This is a genomic window from Brevundimonas sp. GW821-FHT10A07, from assembly GCF_059415785.1.
The window spans coordinates 26034-51357 of the sequence record NZ_JBWKNX010000009.1 but is presented as its reverse complement, the minus strand read 5'-3'; the positions used below and the strand labels follow the sequence as shown (position 1 = coordinate 51357).

Below are 25324 nucleotides of genomic sequence, written 5' to 3'. Positions count from 1 at the left end.
ATAGAATGTCGATCTCGCGCCGCACCGTTCTCGCCTCGGGCCTCGCGCTTCCTCTGGCTGCGCCCCTGGCCGCCTGCGACCGCATCTCGGCCGAACCGACCCCGCCGAACGTCCCCCCGCTGAAATCCGTCGCCCCCTGCCCCTTCGGCGCGGCGATCAAGGCCATGCAGATCGACGACCCCGACTGGGTCGCCCTGGCCCGCGCCAATGTCTCCCAGCTCACGCCCGAGTGGGAGATGAAGATGGAATATGTCCTGGCCGACGGCCTGGACCGGCCGAACTTCGACCGCTCGGACGCGATCGCCGCCTTCGCCCAGGCGAACGGCATGGCGATGCACGGCCACACCCTGATCTGGTACTCGCAGGGCAAGGAAGCGTTCGCGGGCCTGTCCGGCGCCGCCTTCGACCGCGCCTTCGACGGCTATATCGCCGCCCTGGCCGGCCGGTATCGCGGCAAGGTCCGCAGCTGGGACGTGGTCAATGAGCCGATCCTGGACGACGGTTCGGCGATGCGCGACTGCCACTGGAGCGCCCGCTACGGCCACGACGGCTATATGCTGCGCGCCTTCGAACAGGCCCGGATCGCCGACCCCGACGCCGTCCTGTTCCTGAACGAATACAACCAGGAATCCGTCCCGGCCAAGGGCGCCCAGTTCCTGAAACTGGTCGAACGCCTGCTGAAGGCCGGGTGTCCGCTTCAGGGTCTGGGGCTTCAGTCCCACCTGTGGATCGACATCCCCGACGGCGTCATCGCCGCCTATATGCGCGAGATCGCCCAGTTCGGCCTGCCCATCCATGTGTCCGAGCTGGACTGCACCCTGCGCACGGAAAACCCGCTGGATCTGCGGTCCCAGGCCGACCGGCTGGCCCGCCAGTCCGCCCGCGTCACGGAACTGGCCGAGGCCTTCACCGCCCTGCCCCCGGCGCAGCGGTTCGCCTTCACCGTCTGGGGCCTGCGCGACACCGACAGCTGGTATCGCCAGGGCGACAAGGACGACGGCCGCGACAAACCGCTCCCCTTCGACAGTTTCGGCCTGCCCAATCCGATGGCGGCGGCCCTGGCGGAAGCCTTCAGGGCCTAGACGCAGCGACGCCCGCCGGCCTGGGGCCGACGGGCGCTGTACGACGGAGGTGGGGGCGTGCGTCCGTCTTACTTCCTGCCGGGCTTGGCCGGCTTCACCTTGGCCGGGGTTTCGGCGCGGTGGTGACGGGCGCTGCGGGTCTGGTGCTGCGGACGGGCGCTCGAGGTCGCGGCCGGGCGGGCGGTCGCGGCGGATGCGGTCGAGGCAGGCACGGTTCCGGCGAAGGCGGCGCCGCTGGTCAGCAGGACGGTGGCGACGGCGCCCAGGATGGCGGGGGTGCGGAAGGATTTCATTTCAGGTCTCTCTGGTTGAGAACGTCCGGCCTCGTGTCGGACAGTCACTGTTTCGCGCCGCCCCCGGGCGGGTTCGCGTCCGTTCGGTGTCGCCGCATGTCGTCGGCGAACAGATTTGTGTCCGACTGTATCCGCCGCGCTTTGGCCACGAGCCGGGACGACAGATCCCCGTCCTTTCCTGCGCCGAACGCCCATGTCCCAGACCGCCGTCTTTCCCGTCCTGCTGGTCGTCGACGACGACCGCGACATCCGCAATCTGTTATCGGAACATCTGGAACAGCACGGGTTTCGCACGGTGAAGGCGGCCGACGGACGGGCGATGCGGGCCGCGCTGGAGGCCGGGCCGGTGGATCTGGTGGTGCTGGACCTGAACCTGCCCGACGAAGACGGGCTGAGCCTGTGCCGCGCCATCCGCGCCACGTCGCGCACCCCGGTCATCATGCTGACCGCGCGCGGCGATTCGATCGACCGGATCGTCGGGCTGGAGATGGGCGCCGACGACTATATGGCCAAGCCGTTCGAGCCGCGCGAACTGGTGGCGCGCATCCGCACGGTCCTGCGCCGCGCCGGCCCTGACCGGGACAGGATCGAAGGCCGCCACGCGGACTTCTCCGGTTGGTCGCTGGACATCGCCGCGCGCGCCCTGACGGCGCCCGACGGGCGACTGGCGCCCCTGTCCAGCGCCGATTTCGACCTGCTGCACGCCCTGGTGCGCAACGGCGGTCGGCCGCTGTCGCGCGAGCGGATCCGCGCCCTGTCCACCGTGGCCGACGCCGACGACCGCGCCATCGACCTGAGGGTCAGCCGCCTGCGTCAGAAACTGGGCGACGACGCCCGCAACCCGGCCCTGATCCGCACGGTGCGCAGCCTGGGCTATATGCTGTCGGGACCGGTGACATGGCGCGCCTGAAACGCGACGTGGGCCGCGCCGCCGACGGATCGACCGTGCGGCTGTTCCTGCTGCTGCTGGTGGGGGCGATGGCGGCGGCGGCGGTCACGTTTCTGGCGCTTCAGATCGGCCACCATCGTGGACTGAAGCGGGCGCACGACTTCACCACGGCCGAGCGGATCGGCGACCTGGCCCAGGCGGACGACGATCCGGCCGCGGGCGTGGCCGCCGGCCTGCCCCCGGCGCGGGGCCAGAGGCTGGGACCGCCCGACGCGGCCCTGACCCAGGCGGTGGCGGCGGCGCTGGACCGGCGCGGCGTCAGCGGCGTGACCGTGCGGGCCTATGAGGCGGCGGACGCCGCCTGCGGGGCCGATCCGGGCGAGCGGCTGCGCTGCCGCATATTGACCCTGACGCCCGACGGCGGCCCGGCCATGGCCCCCGTGGCCGTCAGCCTGCCGGCCGCGCCGCGCCCCTGGAGCCTGGGCCGCGAGAGCGCCGCCCTGCTGGCCGCCGGTCTGGCGGCGGTGATCGCCACGGCCTGGCTGGCCTCGCGCCGCGCCGCCGCCCCGCTGGCGCGGCTGTCGGCCGGCGCCCTGGCCCTGGGCCGCGACCTGGACCAGCCGCCCCTGGTCGAGGAAGGCGCCCGCGAGGTGCGCCAGGCGGCGGCGGCCCTGAACGTCATGCAGACCCGGCTGCGGGCCATGATCGCCGAGCGCACCCGGGTCCTGGCCGCGGTGGCCCATGACCTGCAGACCCCGCTGACCCGGATGCGGCTGAGGGTCGAGAAGATCGTCGACGAGGGCCTGCAGGCCCAGTTGATCGCGGACCTGGCGGCGATGCAGCATCTGGTGCGCGAGGGGCTGGACCTGGCGCGGATCGAGACGACGCCCGAACCGGTGGTTCCCGTCGATCTGGACGCCCTGCTGTCGGCCCTGTGCGAGGATGCGGCCGACGCCGGTCAGCCGGTCGTCTTCGCCCAGGGGTGCGGCGCCGTCCTGTCCACCCGCCCCCAGGCCCTGCGCCGCTGCCTGACCAATCTGATCGACAACGCAGTGCGCCACGGCGGGGGCGCGACGGTCTCGGCGACGGTCGAAGGGACGACGACCCGGCTGGCGGTGCGCGACCACGGGCCGGGCGTGCCCGAGGATCGGCTGGAGGCCCTGTTCGAACCCTTCTACCGGCTGGACCCGTCCCGGTCGCGCGACAGCGGCGGCACGGGCCTGGGCCTGACCATCGCCCGGCGCATGGCGGAAGTCGCGGGCGGGCGGCTGACCCTGGCCAACGCCGGGGACGGCGGCCTGGAGGCGGTCGTGGCGTTCGACGCCCCCTGACGCAAAACGCCCGCCGTTTCCGGCGGGCGTTTCAGGATCAGGTGTCGGCGGCTTTTCAGGCGGCGACGCTGTTGGCGCCTTCGGCCGGGTCGCGCAGCACATAGCCGCGGCCCCAGACGGTCTCGATATAGTGTTTGCCGTCGGCGGCGGTGGCCAGCTTCTTGCGCAGCTTGCAGATGAAGACGTCGATGATCTTCAGCTCGGGCTCGTCCATGCCGCCGTACAGGTGGTTCAGGAACATTTCCTTGGTCAGGGTGGTGCCCTTGCGGAGCGAGAGCAGCTCCAGCATCTGGTATTCCTTGCCCGTCAGGTGGACGCGGTGACCGTTCACCTCGACCGTCTTGGCGTCCAGGTTCACGGCGATCTCGCCGGTGTGGATGATCGCCTGGGCGTGACCCTTGGAGCGACGGACCACGGCGTGGGTGCGCGCGATCAGCTCGTCCTTGTGGAAGGGCTTGGTCAGATAGTCGTCGGCGCCGCCGCCGAAGGTCTTGACCTTGGTCTCGATCTCATGGCTGCCCGACAGGATCATGACCGGCGTATTGATCTTGCCGACGCGAAGCTGGCGCAGGACCTCCAGACCGCTCATGTCGGGCAGGTTCAGGTCAAGCAGAATGAGGTCGTAGTCATAGATCTTACCCAGATCGATGCCTTCTTCACCCAGATCGGTCGTATAGACATTGAAGCCTTCCGACTTGAGCATCAATTCGATGCTTTGGGCAGTTGCGTGATCGTCTTCAATCAACAGGACGCGCATTCGTGCCCCTCCAGGCAAAAGCTTTGCGGTAACCACCCAGCCACACGGTTGGGTAACCTTGTTCGCAGGTTAAGACCCGAAAACCTTAAGAAGGGTTAACGCCGAGCCATTGAGTCGTTCCTAAGCTGATTTGCGAATCGCCGTCGAGAGTCTGGAGTCAACGATTCGAAATTAATTAACCATGTTTCCCTCCCCCCCCCCCGCGCCGGCCCCGGGTTCGCATTCGCGGCTCCGAGGCCCAGGTCGCCGACTGGGCCGATCACAACCCCAAGGCGGTCCTGGCTTCACGTCCGCTTCTGACGTTGAATAGGATTATATTCCTATCACAGGCGCCGCGTCGATCTAGGATGGCGCATCAGGTTTGTGATGGGAGAGAGTGATGCTGGAGGATTACAGGGCGCCGGTCGGCGAGGAGGACCGGACCAAGGCCGGGCTGGCGGTGCATCTGGTGGCGGCGCGCACCGGCGCCCTGCCCGACCGGATGACGGCGCGCGGACGGCTCGACCCGCTCAGTTCACGCGCGCGCTGGCTGGCCATGTACCTGTCCCATATCGCCTTCGGCTGGACGCTGGAACGGGTCGGCCATGTGTTCGGCATGAACCGCACGACGGTCAGTGCGGCCTGCCGCTGGGTGGAGGACGAACGCGACAGCCGCGCCATCGACGACCTGCTGGAACAGCTGGAGGCCTGTATCGCGGGCCTGTACGACGCGCCGCGCTGGGAGATGCCGCAATGAGCCGCGCCGTCGAACGCGCCCGCGACCTGCTGGTCCGGTCCGGCGCCTGGCTGTCGGCCGAACACGGGGTCTATGCGCTGCGGCTGGGCGCCGACCGGCGCGGCCGCGTCAGCCTGACCCTGGCCGAGCCCGAGTTCCGCGCCCTGATCGACCGGCCCGGCCTGCGCCGTCGCCCTCAGGGCGGCTGGGTCGCGCGTCCATCGGGTTGTGAGGGCCCCTCCGCCCCGCCGGGCCGACCCGGCGTCATCGACGGCCAGCGCACCCTGATCGACGCAGAGGGCCGCATGATCCGTCACGCCGCCAACCTGGGCGAAAGCCCCATCGCCTGGCTGGCGCGCCGCCGGGACGCGGCCGGCCGACCCTGGCTGACCCCGGCCGAGGCCGCCGCCGGCGAACGCCTGCGCACCGAGGTGGAACAGGCCCGCGCCGGCCCGTCCCTGACCATGCGCTGGGACGCCCTGCCGCGCGCCGGGGCCGGTTCTGCGGCGCGGATCGAGCCCGGCGACCGCGCCCTGTCGGCCGGCCGTCGCGTCGAAGAGGCCCTGACCGCCGTCGGCCCGCGCCTGCGCCCCATGCTGACGCGGATCTGTGTTCACGGCGACAGTCTGAAACTGGCCGAAACCGGCCTGGGCCTGCGCCGCCGCCAGGGCAAGACCCTGCTGAAACAGGCGCTACAGGCCCTGGCGGACCACTATGGGATCGGTTGAGGTCACAGGTATTTCATCCAGGCGTGCGGGCTGCGCCGTTTGACGCCGGCGAACCAGCGGCAGGCGTACCAGCAGGGCACGGCGACCCCGGCGGCCAACAGCCACAGCCAGGCGACGTTCGGCACGCCGAAGCTGTCGCCTTGATTGGCGCCGAACAGGGCCAGGGCCGACAGATAGACCAGGTGCAGCCCGTAGATGTGGATCAGATAGAAGAACAGCGGCGCCCCGCCGAACACGGCCAGAACGCCCGTCAATCGGGACGGCGCCTGTTCCAGGCCTGCGAGAAGCAGGGCGCCGAGGCCCAGCGTCAGCAGGATGAAATCGGCCGACGGCGGATATTTGGTCAGGTTCAGCACGCTCATGACGGTGTGCAGCGGCGTGGCCTGGACGGCCCAGGGCGTCGGGTCGCCGTAGACATTGAGGCCCCGGAGCACGATCAGCAGCGTCAGGGCGGTCAAGCCGGTCAGGACCAGCCGCCGCAAACGCTGCGACGCATCCCCGACGAACCACGGTCCGATCCCGTACCCCAGGGCCGCCACCCCGATCCAGGGCAGCAGGGGATAGGAGGTCCGCACCTGACCGCCCCAGGGCAGGTCGATCAGGGTGCGGTCGTGCAGCACCGCCCACAGGACATGACCCGGCTGGCCCGCTGCGATCGTGATGGGATCCAGCAGATTGTGGCCCAGGACGATGATCAGGCCGACGGCGATCAGGGCCGGACGCGGCAGACGCACCAGGGCGGCCAGGGCGATCATCGACAGGCCGATGGCCCAGATGACCTGAAGATAGATGATCTGGGGCGTGAAGGAGAAACTCCAGCCGAAGCCGACCAGCGTCAGCTCCAGCACCACCAGAAACAGGCCGCGTTTCAGCAGGAAGTCGGACGCCGCCCGTGCGCCGACCGCCCCTCCCCCTCGGCCGTTGCCGTACAGCCAGGCGCCCAGTCCCGTCAGGGCGATGAACACCGGTGCGCACAGATGGGCCGACAGCCGGGTGAAGAACAGGGCCGGAGACGTCGTCTCCAGGTTCATCGGGTCCGAGACCTGGGCGTGGATGAAGAAGAACTCCCGCGCATGGTCCACCAGCATCAGCAGGATGACCAGGCCGCGCAGGGCGTCGATGGAACGGATACGGCCGCCCGAATGGACCTGTTCGGGCGGGGCGACGGAAGCGGGCGCAAGCGTTGCGGCGGTTGACATCATCAGGCGGAAGCGGATAGCCGATACTTTATAACGCTTCAACGGAGTATCACGTGTCCCTGCTTTCGAGCTGCGCCAGCCTGTGCCTTCTGGCCGCCGCCAACGCCGAAGCCGCCCCTGTTCGGGAAGCGGCGCCGGAACCAGCAGAAGCCACGACGGTGGGCGAGATCGTGGTTCTGGGCCGTCGGGCGTCGCCGCATGACCGGACCCTGGGCGTCGGCGCCGTGACCGAGCGGATGTCGCCGTCCAGCCGCTCGATCGAAAGCGACCTGCTGGACGCCGTCGGCGCCACACGCCTGTCCGACGCGCTGGAGCTGGTCAGCGGCGTCAGCCAGCAGAACAACCGCGGCGGGGTGATGGACAATTTCGCCGTCCGCGGCTTCCTGGGCACGCCCGACGGCGGAGCCGAATATTACGTCGACGGCTTCCTGGCCAACCGGGGCATGGCGCCGCCGCGCGACCCGGCCACGGCCGAGCGGATCGAGGTGCTGAAGGGGCCGGCCGGCGCCCTGTTCGGCGACATCGACCCGGCGGGCCGGATCAATATCGTCTCAAAGACCCCGCGTTTCACCCCCGACGCCGTCTTCACGGGCACGGTCGGCTCCTTCGGCGTGCGGCGAGGCGAACTGGACGTGACCGGGCCGATCTCGGACAGCCTGGCCGGGCGGCTGGTGCTGGCGGGCGAGACCAGCAGCGGCTGGCGCGACCATGTCGGGATGGATCGCACCTCGGTCGCCCCGTCCCTGACCTGGCGGCCCAATGACGCCCTGCGCCTGACCTATGTGGGCGAGTTCACCGTCTTCTCGACCCTGTTCGACCGAGGCATGCCCGCCGTGAACGGCGACGCCCTGGCCCTGCCGGAGTCGAACTACTATGGCGAGCCCAGCGACGGCCCGACGCGGTTCCGCAACGAACGGCACCAGATCACCGGCGAATACCAGATCAGCGACAACTGGAGCCTGAACGGCGGCGTGGCCTGGCGCGGCGGTTCGCTGCGCGGCCTGTCCAGCGACCATTCGCGCCTGGTCGGCGAGACGCTGTGGCGCCAGCGCCGGGGTCGCGACTTCACCGTCGAGGACCTGTCGGCCCGGCTGGAGCTGAACGGCGTGGTGGCGACCGGCCTGGGCGTGCACACTCTGGGCTTCGGGGTGAAGGCCTATCAGCTGACCTATGGCGAGAAATGGCTGCGGATCAATCCGACGGCGGCCAATCCCTATCCGATCGACCTGTTCAATCCCGTCTATGGCGCGGTCCCCAGCCCCACGCCCCTGCCCTTCACCGACAATCTGGAGACGCGCGAGGTCGTCACCCTCTACGCCCAGGACCTGTGGGAGGTGAACGACCGGCTGAGCCTGGTCGCGGGCCTGCGCTGGGACGACTACAGCCAGACCATCCGCAACAACCGCACCGGCGCCGTGGGCGAGACCAAGGACAGCCCGGTCGATTATCGTTTCGCCGCCCGCTATCGCCTGACCGACGCCCTGACCGCCCACGCCAGCTATGGCCAGTCCTTCGTGCTGAACTCCGGCACGGGCCGGACCGGCGCCGGCTTCGCCCCGGAAGAAGGCAAGGGCTATGAGATCGGCCTGTCCGGCGCCTGGGAGGGGATCGACCTGGCCGCCACCGTCTTCGACATCGAGAAGACCAATATCCTGACCAGCGACCCGGTGGACGCCAATTATCTGGCGCCGGTCGGCAAGCTGACCTCGCGCGGGATCGAGCTGGACGGGTCGGTGCGGATCGGCGAGGCGTGGCAGGTGGTCGCCAACTACGGCTGGACCGACGCCAAGGCCGACGACAAGGCCTTCGCCACCGACAATGTGCTGAACGTGCCGGAACACTCGGGCTCGCTGTTCGTGGTCGGTCGTTTCGCCACGACCCACGGCACGGACTGGTCGATGACGGCCGGCGCCGCCTATGTCGGCGACCGGGCCGCGACCCTGACCACCGACGGGGTGCGCCTGCCCGCCTACTGGAAGGCCAAGGCGGCGGTCGAATACGGGGTGACGCCCCAGGTTACGGCGCGGGTCGAGGTCGATAATCTGTTCGACGAACGCTACGCCGCCAGCTCCTACAGCGCCCTTTGGATCTTCCCCGGCGCCCCCCGCAGCCTGCGCGCCTCGCTGCGGATCGCACTCTGACGGGCGGGGGCGCGGGTCGGAACGATTGGCAGACGCGCGCCGTCCCGATAACACGGCGGTCTTGGATCGAGGGGAGACGCGTGTGGGATTGGGACGCTACATCAAGGGCGTGATGTCCAGACTGGCCCCCGGGGCCGCCCCCAATGGGGCGCGCTCCGCCAAGGCGCGGCGGATTCGCGGCCTGCCGGATCGGCGTGTGATGGCCGAAAGCTATGTGCCCGCCCTGGCCGCCGACGGCGGACGCATCCTGTGGGTCGGGTGTCGCGAATATACGCTGGACGACTATGCGGCGCTGGAGGCGAACGGCGGCGAGGTCTGGACCACCGATATCGACCCGTCCGCCGAACGCTGGGGCCGCAAGGGCCGCCACCGCACCGGCGACGTCTGCGAGGCCGACGCCCTGTTCGGCGACCTGACGTTCGACGCCGTCGTCTGCAACGGGGTGCTGGGCTATGGGGTGGACAGCCCCGAGCAGCAGCAGCGGGCCCTGGCGGCCCTGGCGGCGGTCTTGCGTCCCGGCGGGCGGCTGTTGCTGGGCTGGAACACCGACAAGATCGACGACCCGGTGGCGGCGGGCCTGACCGCCCCCGCCTTCGCCCCCGCCCCCCTGGGCGATCGGCCGACGCGGGTGGGGTTCGACGCCGTGACCCACGTCTACGACAGTCTGATCCGCCGCGCCTGATCCGGCGTCAGGGGAAGGAGCGGCCCCTGCGCGACACGCCCAACCCGGGCAGCGCCGACGGCCAGAACCGCCGCCTCCGGGGCTGGCCGGCGCCGGACCGGTCCGCCAGGGTTTCGCGCAGGGCGTCCAGTTCCGCCGCACGGGCGGCCGGAGAATGGACCTGTTCGACGAAGGCCTGGCCGCCGCGCGCCAGGGCCAGACGCGCCTGCGGGTCCTCGATCAGCCGGTTCATGGCGTCGGCCAGGGACCGGGCGTCCTCGACCCCGACATAGACCGCGTGGTCGCCGCTGGCCTCACGCAGGCCGCCGCGTCCCGACGAAATCAGGGCCGCCCCGGCCGCGTGCGCCTCGAGCGCGGTCAGCCCCATGGCCTCGCGGACGCGCGACGGCGTGGCGGCGATGGCGGCGCGGCGCGTCACGGCCTGCACCTGGACCAGCGACGCCGACTTGTGGATCTCGACCCGATCGCCGAACCGGTCCAGCAGCCGCACATGGGGCTCGGCCCAGTCGCTGTTCCGGTCCCATTCGCCCAGCACCAGGGCGCCGCGCCAGTCGGGATGACGGTCCAGCGTCTCGGCCAGAGCCTGGCAGAACAGGTCCAGCCCCTTTTCCGGCAGGGCGCGGCCGCAGAACAGGATCAGTTTCTCGCGCGTCTCGGGATCGGCCCGCCAGGCCTCGACGTCGATGGGATTGGACACGACCGCCACCCGGTCCGCTAGGCGGGGATAGTCGGCCGCGAACTCCTGACCCGCGGCCTCGCTGACGAAGACCAGACGGTCGAAACGGGCCAGCCGACGGCCGTAGCGCCAGGCGTCGATCGGATTGTACGCGGGTCGGATCCGCGTGTGGCGGTACAGGACATGGGTCGCCTGGGGCAGGCTGCGGGTCATTTCGGACGCCGCCTTGAGCTGCTGGTGGTATTCGACGACGGCCGGGTTCAGGGTCGTCAGAATCCGCCCCACCGCGGCATTGCGCGCCTTCCGCCCCAGGCCCGCCGGAACGGTCAGGGTGTGAATGCCCGCCGGCGTCGGGCCGCCCGCGTCGCAGATCAGGGTCACGGCCGCCTGAAGCCGGCTGTGGCCCGACAGGGTGCGGACCACGGTTTCCATCGAATTGCCCTTCTCAGGGCAGAAGTCGCAGCCTCGCGGCAGGATGACGGCGATACGCATGGCCTCAGTCTTCCTTCCGACCAGGGGACGCCGTGAACATCTCGGGGTAGGCGACAGCCCCCGTGGCGCGCCGCCCGCGCGGGCCGTTCAGGCCCAACAGACGCCGCAGCTTGAAACTGGCCTTCAGCCAGGGCTCGACGGCGGACCGGCGCTCGGCCTTGACGTCGATACAGGTGACGCCGCCCAGGCCGGACAGGGTGTGCAGCCCGCCGGAGAAGCCCGGCGACAGATCGCCCGGCTCGAACCGCCGCACCGTCGAGGCCGCGAACGTCTGGGGCGACAGGGCGTCGATCCGCAGCAGATTGATCGCCACGCCATAGGCGGCGGCGCAATCCTGAACCGGCAGATGGACGGCGCCGTCCTGCACGAAGGCCGTGCCGCCCGGACGCGAGACGTCCAGGCCGCGCATCACCGGATTGCCGGGATGGGGCGTCCAGGGACCGGTCAGGGTCTCGGCCCAGGCCGCATGGAGTTCACGCATCGCCCGGTCGTCCGGCCCGGCCAGGGCGTAGAACAGCCACCACCGGCCGTCGTGGCGAACCACGGTCGGGTCGATGGCCGCCGCCTCACCCAGGCGCGCGACGGCCTGCCACTGATCGGGAAACCGGACGCAGCGATACAGGATCAGGCCGCCGCTCTTGTAGCCCTCAGGCAGCATATAGAGGGCGTCTCCGTCCTGGATCAGGGTCGGATAGGACAGGTGCCAGGGCTCCGACAGGGCCAGGCCCTGGTCCACCAGACGGTCATCGGCGTCGTACCGATAGAAGCGGATCCGGCCGCGACGGAGGTGATAGTCGAACGCCTCGACGAAGACGGTCAGCCCGCCGTCCCGCTGGATCGCGAACGGATCGGCCAGATAGGCGTAGGGGCCGACATCCGGCAGCCAGACGATCTCGTCCGGGCGGGGCGGGCGATCCACGACATCGGCCAGGGGACGTCGGATGAAACCGGAACGCCACAGGTCGAACATGATGCGATCCTCAGCCGGCTTGAGGCGGCGGGGCGGCCGACCGGTAGTGTTCTGAAATCACGCGCATTCTGGTTCCGGCCCGACATTCCTGGACGCTCTCGATCAAGCTTTACCTTAGGAAAGGCGTCGAGAACGAGGCGTGGGGCGAAATAAATCCGCGCGGCCTCACCCCGCCGCCCCGTTCGCGATCTGGGCCGCCTCTCGAATCCGGCCGACCATGCTGTTCAGGCCGTTGGCGCGCTGGCGCGTCAGGGCCGAGGGCAGGCCCAGACGGTCCAGGGCGGCCTTGGCGTCGAAGGCCAGGATCTCGGCCGGGGTGCGGCCGGAATAGAGTTTGAGCAGCAGGGCGATATTGCCCTTGGACAGGGCGCTGTCGCTGTCGGCGGCGAACCACAGGCGGTCGCCCTCGACCTGGGTCGCCAGCCAGACCCGGGCGGCGCATCCGGGCACCTGGTTGGCCTCGATACAGTCGGCCGGGTCCAGCGGGGCCAGGCCCTTGCCCAGTTCGATCACATATTCGATCCGCTGCTCCCAGTCGCCCAGCAGGTCGAAATCCTCGGCCAGTTCGGCCAGGGTCTGGTCAAGACTGTCGGTCGGGGGCGTGCGCTGGGTCATGGCCGCCAGATAGGCCGCGCGGCCGTTAACGACAACCGGCTGTTTTGTCCCCCGATATTCATGGTGAACGCGGGTTTGGATATCGCCTGGAACGGGAGCGGCCTCGCACCGACTCGGCGGCCGGTTTAGGCTCCAGACGAGCAACAACGGCCAGAACGCTTGTACGTCCACCCGCCACAGTCACGGCAGACCCCCTCCACGACGAACGCCGCGCGTTCGGCGACAGCGGTCCCGTCATCGCTGTTGGCCCTGTGGCACGCCTGCTGGGCGGTGGCGGCCAGCGTGACCGCCTTTGCGGCCCAGAGCCTCGGCGGACTGCCGGACAATGTGCTGGCCGCCCTGCTGCTGACGGCCCTGCCCGGCATCGGCGGGGTGATGCTGATGGTGCGAGATTCCATCGGCCTGAGATTCGTCCTGATGGGAAGCTGGCTGCTGGCGTCGGTGGCGGCGGCCGGCCTGACCGGCGGGGCGACCGGGGCGGTGCCCGGCCTGCTGGTCATGCCCCTGGCCGCGGGCATCGTGCTGGACCACCCGCGGATCGGCGACGACCGTCTGACCCGGCTGGGGATCGCCGCCCTGGTCCTGCCGCTGGTCTCGGGCCTGATCTCGTCGCTGCTGAACGGCGCCGAGGCCCAGCCGCCGGTCCTGGCCGCCGTCTCCGGCCTGCTGGCCGTGGCGGCCACCGCCTCGGCCATCGGCCTGACCTGGAACGAACGCCGCAAGCGCCTGACCCTCGCCGAGGCGAACAGCCGCCGGGTCGAGGCGGTGCTGAACGCCCAGCCCGGCCTGACCCTGCTGCTCGATCCGGCCGGCCGCGCCGTCGCCGCCTGGGGCGCGCCGCCGCCGTCGGTCTCCATCGACGCCCTGGTGAACCAGGGCCTGATCGCCGCCGTCCACGCCCCCGACCGCCCCGCCGTCGCCGCCGCGCTTCAGCGGGCCGCCGCCGGCCAGACGGCCGAGATCCTGTTCAGCCCGCGCCTGGCCCTGGACCGGCGCGTCGTCATGATCCTGCGGCGGTTCGACCACGGCCAGGATTCCGGGGGCGATTCCGGAGGCGACCCGCCGCGCCTGATCGCCCAGGCCTTCGACGGCACCGCCCAGTTCGCCCGTGAACTGGGCCTGGAGAGCGCCCGCGCCGAGGCCGAGGCCCAGAGCGCCGGCAAGACCCGCTTCCTGGCCAATATGAGCCACGAGCTGCGCACCCCGCTGAACGCCGTGATCGGCTTCGCCGACATCATGCGTCAGCGCCTGTTCGGCCCCCTGCCCGACCGCTACGCCGGCTACGCCGACTCGATCCATCAGGCGGGCGGCCATCTGCTGGACCTGATCAACGACGTGCTGGACCTGTCGAAGATCGAGGCCGAACGCTACGAACTGGCCCTGGAGTCCCTGGACGCGCGCGACCCCGTGTCGGCCGCCGTCGCCCTGGTCCGCGTCCAGGCCGACGACAAGGGGGTCGATCTGGCGCCGGTCCTGCCGTCCATTCCCCTGACGGTCCAGGCGGACGCCCGCGCCCTGAAGCAGATGGCGCTGAACCTGTTGTCGAATGCGGTCAAATTCACCCCGACCGGCGGGTCCGTCACCCTGACCCTGGACGGGGTCGGCCCCTATCTGGAGCTGGTGGTGTCGGACACCGGCGTCGGCATCGCGCCGGAGGATCTGCGACGGGTCGGCCGTCCGTTCGAACAGGCCGGGGGCGCCGACCAGAAGGCCCAGGGCACCGGCCTGGGCCTGTCGCTGGTCCGGTCCCTGACCGAACTGCACGGCGGCCGAATGAGCATCGACAGCACCCTGGGCGAAGGCACGGCCGTGATGGTGCGGCTGCCGGTCATCCCCATCGAACCGGTCGAGACGCGGGACGAGGCGCGGGGCGAGGCGCGGGGCGAGGCGCCGGTCGAAGACCCCGTCGCGTCCTGACCGTCTAGGTCTGCCCCATCGACAGGAAGGCGCGGCCGGCGGCGAAGTCGCCGGTCTCGAAGGTCGAGCGGGCCACGCTGCCGTCGCGGAACAGGAATTCGACGGTGAAGATCTCGCGTGGATCCAGGGCCGACAGGGCGTCGGCCGCCGAGGTCGGGAAGACCCACATCTGGCCCGCCTCTCGCCCCTCGACCAGCAGACCGGCGTCCGCCGCCGAGACGCCCGAGGCCCAGACGGCGCGGCGCTGGGTCTGGGGCGGCAGTTCGCGCGCCAGCCAGGGCCGCGGCGCCACGGTCGCGTCGCGCATGACGATCCGCACCCCGGTCGGCCGTGACCGGCCCTGCCAGGACACCACGGCCGCCAGCTGGTCCGACCGTCCCATCCCGCCGACCATGCCGAACCGCACCGGCGAGGCGCCGGTCCGCGTCGCCTGCATCAGCCGCCAGGTGGGCCGGGCGTAGGCGGCGCGGTCGGCGCTCCAGCCGGCCCGTTCGCCGGGAAAATTCATCCGCGCCATCCGCGACCAGCCGGAGAAGGCGTCGCGCACCCGGCCGCTGACCGTCTTCAGATCTGCGGAGTCGCACCGGGTCGCCGCCGCCCGCGCCCGCGCCCGCGCCGCCGTCTCGGCCAGGTCTCGGTCATTGCCGCCTGCGCGCAGGGCCGCGCCCCGCGCCTGCCAGGCGGCGGCGGTCAGGGCGGCGGTCAGTTGCGGCTGGAACAGACCGCAGCGGGCGTTGGCGGCCAGGACGAAGCTGCGCTCATAGTATCGATCCGTCGGCGCCGCGCCCGCCATGCCCGGACCCGCCGCGACCGGGGCGGCGATCAGGGCGGCGGCGATCAGGGCTTGGGTTCGCCGGGTGGAAGAGCCTATTCTCATCCCCTGACCCTGGCACGTCCCGCCTTTGGGTCTGGTTTCCGTACAGGGTTAGCGAATTGCTTCTATCCAGCGACCTGTGGGTCAGCGCCCTGATCCGCCGCGCCGAGCTCGAGGGCGCCTACGCCACCGTGGTCAGGAAGGGCGACGACCGCGCCGGCTCGGTCATCGTCAAGGCCTACGACACCTCGACCCGCACCGCCAAACTCTACACCGAGGCCTTCGGGAACGACGGCGAACCCCTGTGGATCCAGCCAGTGACCAGCGACAGCGAAGCCGAACTGGACGCCTATATCGCCCGCCAGCGCGGCTACGACCCCGACCTCTGGGTGGTCGAGATCGAAGACCGCCAGGGCCGGCATTTCATCACCGAGAAGGTGCAGGGGTAAGGCGCGAAATCACCCGGCCGCTTTCTCCTCAGCGGTCGCGAGGGTCTGGTTCTATGGCGGGCGCCTGTTTCATAAACCGACCCCCTGGCAGACTCAATTTGCATGCGATTGCGGTGTAAGGCCTCCGAATGACCAGCGAAACAGTCACCCTCGCCGAAGCCGATCCCGCCGAGTTCGCGATCTTCAAGAAAGAGCTGCAGGACGCGTTCGCAGTGGCGGTCGTCGATGAGTTCGGCGACCTTCCAGACGGGCCGATCCCCTCGGACGAGGTGTTGGACGGCGCCGTCAAATCCCCTGGCGCGGTGGCGCTGCGCATATTGTGCGATGGCCGGAAGGTCGGCGGCGCCGTCGTCACAATCGACCCCGTGACCCACCGCAACTCTCTCGACCTCTTTTTTCTGAAGGTCGGCGAGGAGGGTCGGGGGCTCGGCCTCAAGGCCTGGCGCGCCATCGAGGACCGTTTTCCCGAGACGATCGCCTGGCAGACGCACACGCCGTATTTCGAGAAGCGAAACATCCACTTCTACGTCAACAAGTGCGGCTTCAGGATCATCGAGTTCTTCAACAAATATCACTCCGACCCTAACAATCCTGAGGCGCAAGACGATCTTCCCGGAGACGGGGACGCTTTTCAGTTCGAAAAGATCATGCGAGCGTCAAGTTCAGAGTTGTGAGCAGATGGGGGTGGACAGCCCCCTCTCGGACCTTGCGTCGCCCGCTCTGGATCGGCGCCTATCCCTTCCGCGCGTCGAACGCCGCCCGCGCCGCCTCGATCCGGTCGATGTTCTTCTCCGCCCAGGTCCACACCCCGCAGAAGGCCTCGGCCAGGGTGAAGCCCAGATCGGTCAGCCGGTATTCGACCTTGGGCGGGATCACCGGATGGACCGTGCGCACCACCAGGCCGTCGCGCTCCATCTGACGCAGGGTCTGGGTCAGCATCTTCTGGCTGATGCCGCCGACCAGTTCGCCCACGCGCGTGAACCGGGTCTCGCCGTGTTCGGCCAGGACCTCCAGGATCAGCATGGTCCACTTGTCGGCCACCCGGCCGATCACCTCGTTGACCAGGGCCTCGACGCGCGGATCGGCGACCTCGCCGGTCTCGGGGTGTGAAATTCTTGCGGGCGGAACAGCCGTCATATCCATTTCTTCCTTCTCGGTAAGTATGGCGGCTTTCGGTGCCTACTTTCCAATGGAGAGTGACCGTCATACCTGAGCTTCCGCACTGACGCACCCCTTGAGGAGAGCCCCATGAACATCAGCGGAAACACCATCCTGATCACCGGCGGCGGCGCCGGCATCGGCCGCGCCCTGGCCGAGGCCCTGCACGCCCGCGGCAATCAGATCATCATCACCGGCCGTCGCGAAGACGTGCTGAAGGACGTCGCCGCCGCCAATCCCGGCATGGCCTGGGCCGCCCTGGACGTCGCCGATCCCGCCGCCGTCGCCGCCTTCGGCGAACAGGTGGTCAGGGATCACCCGGCCCTGAACGCGGTCATCCTGAACGCCGGGATCATGAAGGTCGAGGACCTGAAGGCCCGCCCCTTCGACTTCGCCACGGTCGAGGCGACCATCGCCACCAATCTGCTGGGCCCGATCCGCCTGACCGCCGCCCTGTTGCCCCACCTCCAGGCCCAGCCCGCCGCAACGATCATGACCGTCACCTCCGGCCTGGCCTTCATCCCCCTGGCGGCGACCCCGACCTACAACGCCACCAAGGCGGCCATCCACTCCTGGACCGAGTCCCTGCGTCATCAGCTGCGGGACACGGCGATCGAGGTGCTGGAACTGGCCCCGCCCGCCGTCGCCACCGACCTGATGCCGGGCCACGCCGAGAACCCCGCCTCCATGCCCCTGGCCGACTACACGGCAGAGGTGATCGGCCTGATCGAGCGCGGAGACACCCCGCGCGGCGAAATCCTGGTCGAGCGGGTCAAGCCCCTGCGCTTCGCCGAGGTCAACGGCTACGAAGCCGTGTTCGAGATGCTGAACGGCTGAGGCCTCTCCCTCCCCCTGCGGGGGAGGGGGGGCGGAGGCGGAGCCGAAGCCGGGTGGGAAGGGCCGGGCGACGCATCACAGGCTTGCAAAAACAGGTGCGCCCGCGCCCTGCCGCCCCCACCCCGTCGCTGGCGCGACCCTCCCCCGCAGGGGGAGGGAGAGGCCGTCTACTCTCCCACCGTGATCTCCAGCGGCCGCGACATGAACAGCCGCGGCCCGCCCAGGTCCAGCGCCAGCCGCCGATCCTCGAACGCCCCCATGCCGATCAGGGCCTTGGGAAAGCCCGGCACGGGCACGTCGTCATAGATGGCCACCTCCGCATTGCGGTACAGCTCGTCGGCGAACGTCAGCGTACGGACCGTCACCGCCTCGGCCCGCACCACTCCGCCCAGCACCAGGCTCTGCCCCGGCCGCCGTTCACGCCCGTCCAGCAGGCCCGCCGCCTGGGCCGTCTCGCGCGTCACGGCCAGAACGGCCGAGGCGCCGGTGTCGATCACCGCCTCCACCGTCGCCCCCTCGACCGTGATCCCCGCCTGCAAGGCCTTGCCCGCCCGGGTCACGGCGACGGCGGCCATATCCGGGGCCGGCGTCCAGACATCGTGCTTCAGGAACCGCATCCGCCGTCGCCCGGTGTCCAGCTCCAGCACCAGTTCGCGCAGCACGTCCTGACCCAGGATCAGCGGCGCGCCCAGCCCCTGATCGCCCGCCAGCGGCCCCAGGTCCAGGATCGCCGCCCGCAACCCGTCCAGCCTCAGCCGCCCGACCTCGACGTTCAGGGCCGCGCCCCGCCCCATCTGCGGCTCGCCCCCGACGCCGTAGGCCACCATCGGAATATTGAAGACATCGGTCAGCCCCAGGGTCTGCACCAGCGACCGGTCGATCACCGAATACTGGGCCCCGGAATCGACCAGGGCCCGCACCGGGGTTCCGTTGACCGTCACGGCGACCGTCGGGGTGACGGCGCGGCGTGCGGCGTAATCCAGCCAGCCCGACGCGCCGTCCGCCGGAAACCCGACGCCCGGCGCCTTCCACAACACATGGTCGCGCAGCCACCAGGCCCCGCCCACGGCGCCGGCGACCAGGCCCAGCCGGATCAGAAGATCGCGTCGTCTCATCCCCCAGACATGGACCGTCCGGCGCTCGGGCGCCAGCGGGGACGATGGTCGCAGGCGCGCGCCCGAGCGCCCAGGCGGCATGAATTTGTCGCACGGGCGCATCTTCGCCGCCCACCCGACAATTTCCTCCCCCGAACGACCAGAAACCGGGTGACGACGCCGCCCTGGCTGGGTACGACCACACCACCATGAGCACCTCCAGCGCCCGTTACGTCTCCACCCGCGGTCAGGCCCCCGAGACCGACTTCGCCGACGCCCTGCTGCGCGGCATCGCCCCCGACGGCGGCCTCTATATACCGACCGCCTGGCCCACCCTGTCGCCCTCGGCCTGGGACGCGACCGCCGACTACAAGTCCATCGCCCTGGCCGCCGTCGCCCCCTTCATCGGCGACGCCCTGCCCGCCGGCGCGCTCGACCGCGCCCTGGACCGCCTGGCCGCCGGCTTCGCCCACCCGGCCGTCACCCCTCTGGTCGAGCTTGAGCCCGGCCTGTTCGTGCTCGAGCTGTTCCACGGCCCCACCGCCGCCTTCAAGGACCTGGCGATGCAACTGGTCGCCGCCCTGACGGACGAGGCCCTGGCCGCCTCGGGCGAGCGCCTGACCATCCTGACCGCCACCTCGGGCGACACCGGCGCCGCCGCCGTCCGCGCCTTCGCCGGCGCCCAGTCGGTCGATCTGGTCGTGCTGCACCCGCTGGACCGGGTCTCGCCGGTTCAGCGCAAGCAGATGACGACGGTCCAGGCCGACAATGTGCTGAACCTGGCCGTGCGTGGCGATTTCGACGACTGCCAGCGTCTGGTGAAGGGGCTGCTGGCCGAGGAATCCCTGCGTGAACGCGGCCGTCTGTCCTCGGTCAATTCGATCAACTGGGCGCGGCTGGCGGGCCAGATCCCCTATTATGTCTCGGCCACGGCTCAGTTGGGCGGCCCGGCGACCTTCGTCGTCCCGACCGGCAATTTCGGCGACGCCTTCGCCGGCATAGCCGCCACAAAAATGGGTCTGCCGTGCAACGGCTTTGTAGCTGCGGTGAACCAGAACGACGCCCTGGCCCGCGCCATCAACGACGGGATCTATTCCCGCCGTCCTGCGGTCGAAAGCGGCAGCGTCTCCATGGACGTCCAGGCCCCGTCCAACTTCGAACGCCTGGTCTATGAGGCGACCGGCCGTGACGGCGAACGCACCCGCGCGGTGTTCGAAACCTTCGCCCGCGACGGCGCCGTCGCCTTCGATCCGGATCTGCTGACCGCCCTGCGCGCCGCCGTCTCGGCCGTCTCCGTCGATGAGATGGAAACCCGCGCCGAGATCGCCCACGCCCACGAGACCTGGGGCCGCGTCGTCTGCCCGCATACGGCTGTTGCGCTGGCCGCCGCCCGCCGCGTCGATCGCTCGACCGGCCCGGTCGTCGCCCTGTCCACCGCCCACCCGTCCAAGTTCGGCGCCTTCGTCTCCGCCGTCCTCGGCTTCGAACCCGAACCCGCGCCGGTCATCGCCGCCCTAGGCGACCAGGCGGAGCGGATGACGATCATCGACGGCACGATGGACGCAGCCCTGGCCGCGATCCGCGCGCGCTGACCCATAAATCTCCCTCCCCCTGCGGGGGAGGGGCGTCGCACAGCGACGGGGTGGGGCGGCAGGGCGACAACGCACCGACCCAATCTAACAGATATCTGTGGGCCCTTGCCTTGCCCGCCCCACCCGGCTCCGCGTCGCTTCGCCCCCTCCCCCGCAGGGGGAGGGAGAGCGTTTTATTACCTACCGACGCCGCGTCAGCATCCCGACCAGCATCAACCCCACGCCCGCCACCGACAGGGTCGTCACCAGCGGCCGCTTGCGCGCCTCGCCGGCCACGGCCCGCGCCTTGTCGCGATAATCGACCGGGGCCTTCTCGACCAGCCGATCCACGGCGTCCATCGCCTTGCCGAAGGTGTCCAGCGACCGGCCCTTGGCGTCCTCGAACGCCCCTTCGACCTGTAGCTTCTGGTCGCCGACCAGCTTGCCGAAACCCTTTTTCGTCTTACCGGTCGCCTCATACGCGGCGCCCTCGATCCGTTCGTCGGTCATGTCTCTCATCCTCGGGGAGCACGGCCCTCATGGCCGCGTGACCATGAAAATCCCGGAACCCGCTTCCGTTCCAGCGACAAATTTACCGCCCCCTCTCCCTCCCCTTCATGGGGAGGGAGGGAGGGCGCAGCGAAGCGAAGCCCGAGTGGGGGGCGTAAAGCCCGACGCGAGCCCGGACCGCCAAGTTCATCGACCTTGTCAAATCCGGCAGATCGGACAACATGCAAAGCCGCCTGTTCGCGGCGATCAGGAACCTTGGCCATGTTGTTCCCCGCCGCCCTAGCGGCCTTCATCTCTGTTCAGGCCGCGCCTTCTGCGGCCGAGGTTCTTCAAGGCTTGGACCTGACGTCCTTCCGGAACTCGACCGGCCCAGCCCGAGCGGAAGGCCTGCGACGTCCCGCCGACTGGTCCTTCTCGAATCTTACGGTGGAAGACGATGTCGCCAGCTTGCAGCGGACGGGCAACAGATGGCGGCTCGGCCTGAAAATATTGCGATCGACGCCCGACGGCGTCATCGCCTGCTTCTATGATCAGGCGCTGAATGGCGGGAGCTACAGGACTCAAAAAGCCCTGTTGATCGTCCGTGACGATCTGGGCGGTTATCGCGTCCAGGACCAGGACATCGTCGACCCCGCCTGCCTGCCCAATCCCGGACAAGGGTGACCCTCTTCCAAGGTCTCCTCCCCACGTCGTGGGGGGAGGTGGCGCGGCGCCTCTTCGGCGCCGTGACGGAGGGGCTCTTGACCCGGATTCGGTGGGGCGGGAAAAGCCCCTCCACGCTTTCTGGGTCCCCCTCCCCGCAGGTGGGGAGTAGAAAGACTGAAAGCCTAAGCGGGAACAGGATGAAGGCCGCTTGCCATCCTAATTTCGTAACCAAACCCGCGCCTTTTCAAGCCCCTGGGCCCGCAAACGCCCCTCTATCTAGCGCCCCTCAAAACCGTGCCATACTGGCTGCCCGGTCTTTGAAAACTGAACCCCAGCCGCCCCGGCGAAATTGCACTCTTTTGCACATTGCACCCTGTTTTCCGCACAGTGCAATTTCACCGCCGCGCCCGAGAATAGACGAAAATAGACTCCATTTTTTCGGAGTCTAATCATGCATTTTCCAGCGCACGCCAGTGGTCCATGCGGCGCAGGAAGACCGCCGGATCCTTGGGCGTGACCAGTTTGGACGGGTCGTGGAAGATGCGGTCGTGCAGGCGGGTGACGGTGAACCTCAGGGCCGCCGCCTCGCCCAGTCGCGGCAGGGCCGCGCGTTCGGCTTCGCTCAGCGGCCGCACCGCCTCATAGCCGCGCTGGAAAGCGGCCAGGGCCTCGGGCATCGCCCGCCCCTCGGCGTCGAAGCCCCAGGCCGACAGGGCGATGGCCAGGTCGTAAACCAGGGGGCCGGTGCAGCCGAAATAGAAGTCGATCACCGCCGACACGGCCCCCTCTTCGAACAGGATATTGTCGGGGAAATAGTCGGCATGGATCGGCCCGACCGGAAGATCATCCGCAAACGGATCACCCTGCCGCGCCAGCGCCGCCTCGACCTGGTCCAGCAGCAGCCGGTCCTCGCCCGAGGCGCCCGCCGCGCACCGGTCCGCCAGCCGCCGCCACATGGCCGGCCCGACAGGGTTCTCCCGCCGCCCGGCGAACCCGGCCGCCGTCTGGTGCAGCCGGGCGAGCACCGCCCCCGCCGCCGCCTGATCGGCCTCTGACGGGTTCCTCAGCCAGGCGCCGGTCTTCCACTCGATCACCGCCGCCGCCCGGCCGTTCAGCCGCCCCAGCCAGCCGCCGGACCGGTCCTCGATCGGGGTCGGACAAGGAAAGCCCCGCCCCGCCAGATGGGCCGTCAGCCCAAGGCAAAACGGCAGCGACGCCTCGTCCGTCCGCGCCTCGAACAGGGTCAGGACGAACCGCCGGCGGGCGGCCCCCTGCCGGGTCTCCAGCCGGTAATTGGTGTTCTCCACCCCCTCGGCGATGGCGGTCAGTTCGACCACCTCGCCCAGGTCGTAGCCGGCCAGGAACCGCCTGGCCTCGTCCAGCGAAACGGGGGTGAAGACGGCCATGGCCTAGTTCAGGCCCGCGTCGGCGCGGCGGGCGCGCACGATCTCGGCCAGGTCGGCCATGATGCTCTCGGTCGTGGACCAGCGGCCGGCGCCCCGGCCCCGGCAACGCCACACCCGACCGTCGGCGCCGTAAACCTTCAGCGCATTGCCCTCGCCGCGCAGGCTGGAGAACAGCGGGTCGCCGTGTTCGCCCGTCAGCCTGACCGATGGCGCGATGACCCCGTCCTTCAGATGGGCGGCGCCGATCTGGCGCACCCCGCCGTCGGCCGATGTGGCCTCGCTCAGGTGGTCGCGCGGAACCTCGCCGTCGGGCGAGCGGCCGAAGGCCTCGTGGCACAGCAGCCGCACCTTGGCGGCGGCGTCCAGCCCCTCCAGATCCGCCGACGGATCCTCCTCGGCGAAGCCCGCCGCCCGGGCGTCAGCCAGGGCCTCGGCGAAGGCCGCGCCGTCGCCCAGCCGCTCCAGCATGAAGTTGACCGTGCCGTTCAGCACCGCCTCGAACCCGACCACCTCGCCGGCGGCGCGGGCGGCCCGCACCGTCTCGATCATCGGCGCGCCGCCCCCGACCGAGGCCGACCAGAAGATCCGCCGGCCATGGGCCTTGGCCAGGTCCTGCAGGCCGCCGGGATCGCGGCTGACCGCCTGTTTGTTGGCGCTGGCCACGTCGCAGCCGGCCTCCAGCGCGGCGCGGATGACCGCATGGCCCGCCTCGCCTTCCGACAGGGCCTCCAGCACGATGTCCGGCTTCTTGGCCCAGAGGACGGCCGGATCGGCGGTGAACAGGGACTGGGGACAGGCGACGTCGCGGACCTTCTTCGGATCGCGCACCAGCACCCCGACCACGTCATAGCGCGGGTCGCTGAGCAGCCGGGCCAGTACCCCGCCGCCCACCACGCCGCAGCCGGCGACCGCCACCTTCAGCGGCGGCAGGGCCGGGGCCGGTCCGGGCGGGGCCGACTTCTTGCCGATGACCGTGCCGTCGGCCCGATCCAGAGCCGCGACCTCGATCTCCACGCCCCGGCTCTCGCCCAGATCGATGGCGTCGTGCTGGACCAGGGCGCCGCCCAGCTTGCGCGCCACGTCCCAGGACGCCCGGCGATAGCGCAGGGCCGGGGCCGTCCGGTCGTTCGGATCATGGTCGTACAGGCCGTCGACATCCTTCACCAGACGCACCTTCTTCAGGCCCAGTTCCGCCGCCAGGAAGACCGCCGTCAGGTCCGAACCGCCCCGGCCCAACAGGGCGATCCGCCCGTCCGGCCGCACCGCGCCGAAGCCCGGCACCACCACCACCTCGTGCCGGTCCAGCGCCTGTTTCAGATGGTCGGGCCGCAGGCCGCAGGGGCGCGAATGCTCCGGCTCGCCCTCGGCGACGATGCCCAGTTCCCGCACCGACAGGGCGCAGGCGTCCAGGCCGATCCGGTCGCAGGCGATGGCCACCAGGGCCGCCGACTTCTCCTCCCCCAGGGCCACATAGCCGGGCAGCAGGTCGTTGGAATGGGCCAGGCCCAGGGCCCGCGCCTCGCCCAGCATCTGGTCCGTCGCCCCGCCGAAGGCCGAGACCACCGCCACCACCTTCCGCCCCGCCCGCACATGGCCATAGACGGCCGAGGCCACCAGCGGCGCCTCCGCCGGGCTGCGCAGGATCGACGAGCCGAACTTCAGCACCACCACTTCGGCGGCGGCTGCGGCGGGCCGACTGCTGGGATCGGCGTTCTCGGATTTCTCTACGACGGCGAGGGAGGCGGACATTGGGGTTTCTCGGGAATGTTCGGAAGGGGGGGGTGAATAGAAAAACCCCGCCAGGCGGACCGGGCGGGGTTCGGGTTCTGCGGTTGCCGGGGTTCGGCGCGCTAAACTCGTCCCGCCCGTGAGGGCATGGTGATGGTGGTGGTTCCGCCGGTGGTAATCATGCCGAAGCCCGTCGCGGCGAGGCCGGCGACGGTCGAAAGTTCGGCGATGAGGAAGCGCTGTTGCACAGGGCTGGTCCGGTTGAAATCTGCGCCTAGGGTGGTCGGGGCGCCCCCACACTGTCAAGTCGCATTGGATGATTTTTTCACGACAGACGGTTTTTGGTCCGATTCAAGCCCGGCATCCGCAACGTCCGTCGCGGCCGGGGTCGAATTTTTCGCTTGACCGGCGCCGTGGGTTTGATCAACGTAAAGTCACTCATCAAGACCAGCCGAGGGATTAGGCCCTTTGACGCTGGGGCAACCATCGGGTCTCACAGCTCGAAACGGTGCCAACTCCTGCGGGATCCTTCGGGATCGCGAGAGATGAGTGGAGCATCGGCGAGACGACGCTCCACGATCTGTCACCGCATCGAGCCTTGCTGAGGCGAGACCGATGCGGAAGA

25 protein-coding genes and 1 riboswitch are annotated in these 25324 nt (G+C 69.9%); of the genes, 13 read left to right on the top strand and 12 right to left on the bottom strand.

The window, feature by feature from the left end:
- The first annotated feature begins 5 nt into the window (after window positions 1-5).
- Window positions 6-1082, top strand: coding sequence for an endo-1,4-beta-xylanase (locus AC07NC_RS09265; RefSeq protein ID WP_494569355.1), 1077 nt, complete (start codon window positions 6-8; stop codon window positions 1080-1082).
- A gap of 68 nt (window positions 1083-1150) precedes the next feature.
- On the opposite strand, the gene AC07NC_RS09260 is transcribed toward AC07NC_RS09265, so the two are convergent.
- Window positions 1151-1375: a hypothetical protein gene (locus tag AC07NC_RS09260; RefSeq protein WP_008262985.1), complete on the bottom strand. Its 225-nt coding sequence runs from the start codon at window positions 1373-1375 to the stop codon at window positions 1151-1153.
- A 193-nt stretch (window positions 1376-1568) separates the two neighbouring features.
- Here AC07NC_RS09260 and AC07NC_RS09255 point away from each other — a divergent pair, with 193 nt between their 5' ends.
- Both AC07NC_RS09255 and AC07NC_RS09250 read left to right on the top strand, forming a co-directional pair.
- Window positions 1569-2285 carry a response regulator gene (locus AC07NC_RS09255; protein ID WP_494569354.1) on the top strand — a complete coding sequence of 239 codons (717 nt, stop codon included), beginning with the start codon at window positions 1569-1571 and terminating at the stop codon, window positions 2283-2285.
- Entirely contained in the window at window positions 2273-3595 is a 1323-nt protein-coding gene (locus tag AC07NC_RS09250) for a sensor histidine kinase (RefSeq protein ID WP_494569353.1), read from the top strand. Before AC07NC_RS09255 ends, AC07NC_RS09250 begins: the two co-directional genes overlap by 13 nt.
- Window positions 3596-3650: 55 nt before the next feature.
- Here AC07NC_RS09250 and ctrA read toward each other — a convergent pair whose 3' ends face one another.
- The gene (gene ctrA / locus AC07NC_RS09245) at window positions 3651-4352 is read right to left on the bottom strand and encodes a response regulator transcription factor CtrA (protein ID WP_008260932.1); all 702 of its coding nucleotides are present in this window, start codon (window positions 4350-4352) and stop codon (window positions 3651-3653) included.
- A 379-nt stretch (window positions 4353-4731) separates the two neighbouring features.
- Between ctrA and AC07NC_RS09240 the strand changes: the two genes are divergently transcribed.
- Complete coding sequence (locus tag AC07NC_RS09240) at window positions 4732-5088, top strand: helix-turn-helix domain-containing protein (RefSeq protein WP_050771595.1); 357 nt, start codon at window positions 4732-4734, stop codon at window positions 5086-5088.
- Complete coding sequence (locus tag AC07NC_RS09235; RefSeq protein ID WP_494569352.1) at window positions 5085-5795, top strand: DUF6456 domain-containing protein; 711 nt, start codon at window positions 5085-5087, stop codon at window positions 5793-5795. The genes AC07NC_RS09240 and AC07NC_RS09235 overlap by 4 nt, the downstream gene beginning before the upstream one ends.
- Window positions 5796-5797: 2 nt before the next feature.
- Here AC07NC_RS09235 and AC07NC_RS09230 read toward each other — a convergent pair whose 3' ends face one another.
- Window positions 5798-6997 (bottom strand): acetyltransferase domain-containing protein, encoded by a 1200-nt coding sequence (locus AC07NC_RS09230; RefSeq protein ID WP_494569351.1) that lies wholly within the window; start codon window positions 6995-6997, stop codon window positions 5798-5800.
- A gap of 50 nt (window positions 6998-7047) precedes the next feature.
- Between AC07NC_RS09230 and AC07NC_RS09225 the strand changes: the two genes are divergently transcribed.
- Both AC07NC_RS09225 and AC07NC_RS09220 read left to right on the top strand, forming a co-directional pair.
- Window positions 7048-9135, top strand: a complete 2088-nt coding sequence (locus AC07NC_RS09225; protein WP_494569350.1) for a TonB-dependent siderophore receptor — start codon at window positions 7048-7050, stop codon at window positions 9133-9135.
- A 112-nt stretch (window positions 9136-9247) separates the two neighbouring features.
- Window positions 9248-9817: a methyltransferase domain-containing protein gene (locus tag AC07NC_RS09220; RefSeq protein WP_494569349.1), complete on the top strand. Its 570-nt coding sequence runs from the start codon at window positions 9248-9250 to the stop codon at window positions 9815-9817.
- 7 nt (window positions 9818-9824) lie between these two features.
- Here the strand turns inward: AC07NC_RS09220 and AC07NC_RS09215 are convergent, their stop codons facing one another.
- The 3 genes from AC07NC_RS09215 to AC07NC_RS09205 all read right to left on the bottom strand — a co-directional run bounded on the left by AC07NC_RS09215 (window position 9825) and on the right by AC07NC_RS09205 (window position 12570).
- Window positions 9825-10985 (bottom strand): glycosyltransferase family 4 protein, encoded by a 1161-nt coding sequence (locus tag AC07NC_RS09215; protein WP_494569348.1) that lies wholly within the window; start codon window positions 10983-10985, stop codon window positions 9825-9827.
- A 4-nt stretch (window positions 10986-10989) separates the two neighbouring features.
- On the bottom strand, window positions 10990-11955 hold the full coding sequence (locus AC07NC_RS09210) for a glucosamine inositolphosphorylceramide transferase family protein (protein ID WP_494569347.1): 966 nt from the start codon (window positions 11953-11955) through the stop codon (window positions 10990-10992).
- Window positions 11956-12120: 165 nt separating this feature from the next.
- Window positions 12121-12570 (bottom strand): SufE family protein, encoded by a 450-nt coding sequence (locus AC07NC_RS09205; protein WP_008259705.1) that lies wholly within the window; start codon window positions 12568-12570, stop codon window positions 12121-12123.
- A gap of 243 nt (window positions 12571-12813) precedes the next feature.
- On the opposite strand from AC07NC_RS09205, the gene AC07NC_RS09200 reads away from it, so the two are divergent.
- Window positions 12814-14487, top strand: coding sequence for a sensor histidine kinase (locus AC07NC_RS09200; protein WP_494569346.1), 1674 nt, complete (start codon window positions 12814-12816; stop codon window positions 14485-14487).
- A gap of 4 nt (window positions 14488-14491) precedes the next feature.
- Here the strand turns inward: AC07NC_RS09200 and AC07NC_RS09195 are convergent, their stop codons facing one another.
- Entirely contained in the window at window positions 14492-15364 is an 873-nt protein-coding gene (locus AC07NC_RS09195; RefSeq protein ID WP_494569345.1) for a hypothetical protein, read from the bottom strand.
- A gap of 56 nt (window positions 15365-15420) precedes the next feature.
- On the opposite strand from AC07NC_RS09195, the gene AC07NC_RS09190 reads away from it, so the two are divergent.
- A complete protein-coding gene (locus AC07NC_RS09190; RefSeq protein ID WP_494569344.1) occupies window positions 15421-15750 on the top strand; it encodes a DUF1491 family protein in 330 nt (109 codons plus the stop codon).
- A 128-nt stretch (window positions 15751-15878) separates the two neighbouring features.
- Window positions 15879-16424, top strand: a complete 546-nt coding sequence (locus AC07NC_RS09185) for a GNAT family N-acetyltransferase (RefSeq protein WP_426026583.1) — start codon at window positions 15879-15881, stop codon at window positions 16422-16424.
- A 58-nt stretch (window positions 16425-16482) separates the two neighbouring features.
- Here the strand turns inward: AC07NC_RS09185 and AC07NC_RS09180 are convergent, their stop codons facing one another.
- On the bottom strand, window positions 16483-16887 hold the full coding sequence (locus AC07NC_RS09180; protein WP_230307712.1) for a winged helix-turn-helix transcriptional regulator: 405 nt from the start codon (window positions 16885-16887) through the stop codon (window positions 16483-16485).
- A gap of 111 nt (window positions 16888-16998) precedes the next feature.
- On the opposite strand from AC07NC_RS09180, the gene AC07NC_RS09175 reads away from it, so the two are divergent.
- Window positions 16999-17745, top strand: a complete 747-nt coding sequence (locus AC07NC_RS09175) for an SDR family oxidoreductase (protein ID WP_494569343.1) — start codon at window positions 16999-17001, stop codon at window positions 17743-17745.
- Between the two features lie 167 nt (window positions 17746-17912).
- Here AC07NC_RS09175 and AC07NC_RS09170 read toward each other — a convergent pair whose 3' ends face one another.
- Window positions 17913-18860, bottom strand: coding sequence for an aspartyl protease family protein (locus AC07NC_RS09170; RefSeq protein ID WP_494569342.1), 948 nt, complete (start codon window positions 18858-18860; stop codon window positions 17913-17915).
- Window positions 18861-19048: 188 nt separating this feature from the next.
- On the opposite strand from AC07NC_RS09170, the gene thrC reads away from it, so the two are divergent.
- A complete protein-coding gene (gene thrC / locus AC07NC_RS09165; protein WP_494569341.1) occupies window positions 19049-20431 on the top strand; it encodes a threonine synthase in 1383 nt (460 codons plus the stop codon).
- 180 nt (window positions 20432-20611) lie between these two features.
- Here the strand turns inward: thrC and AC07NC_RS09160 are convergent, their stop codons facing one another.
- The gene (locus AC07NC_RS09160) at window positions 20612-20920 is read right to left on the bottom strand and encodes a CsbD family protein (protein ID WP_492087915.1); all 309 of its coding nucleotides are present in this window, start codon (window positions 20918-20920) and stop codon (window positions 20612-20614) included.
- Window positions 20921-21181: 261 nt separating this feature from the next.
- Between AC07NC_RS09160 and AC07NC_RS09155 the strand changes: the two genes are divergently transcribed.
- A complete protein-coding gene (locus AC07NC_RS09155) occupies window positions 21182-21583 on the top strand; it encodes a hypothetical protein (protein ID WP_494569340.1) in 402 nt (133 codons plus the stop codon).
- A gap of 431 nt (window positions 21584-22014) precedes the next feature.
- Here the strand turns inward: AC07NC_RS09155 and thrB are convergent, their stop codons facing one another.
- On the bottom strand, window positions 22015-22971 hold the full coding sequence (thrB, locus tag AC07NC_RS09150) for a homoserine kinase (protein ID WP_494569339.1): 957 nt from the start codon (window positions 22969-22971) through the stop codon (window positions 22015-22017).
- 3 nt (window positions 22972-22974) lie between these two features.
- On the bottom strand, window positions 22975-24720 hold the full coding sequence (locus AC07NC_RS09145) for an amino acid kinase family protein (protein ID WP_494569338.1): 1746 nt from the start codon (window positions 24718-24720) through the stop codon (window positions 22975-22977).
- Between the two features lie 414 nt (window positions 24721-25134).
- Window positions 25135-25251: riboswitch (SAM riboswitch) on the top strand.
- Window positions 25252-25324 lie beyond the last annotated feature (73 nt).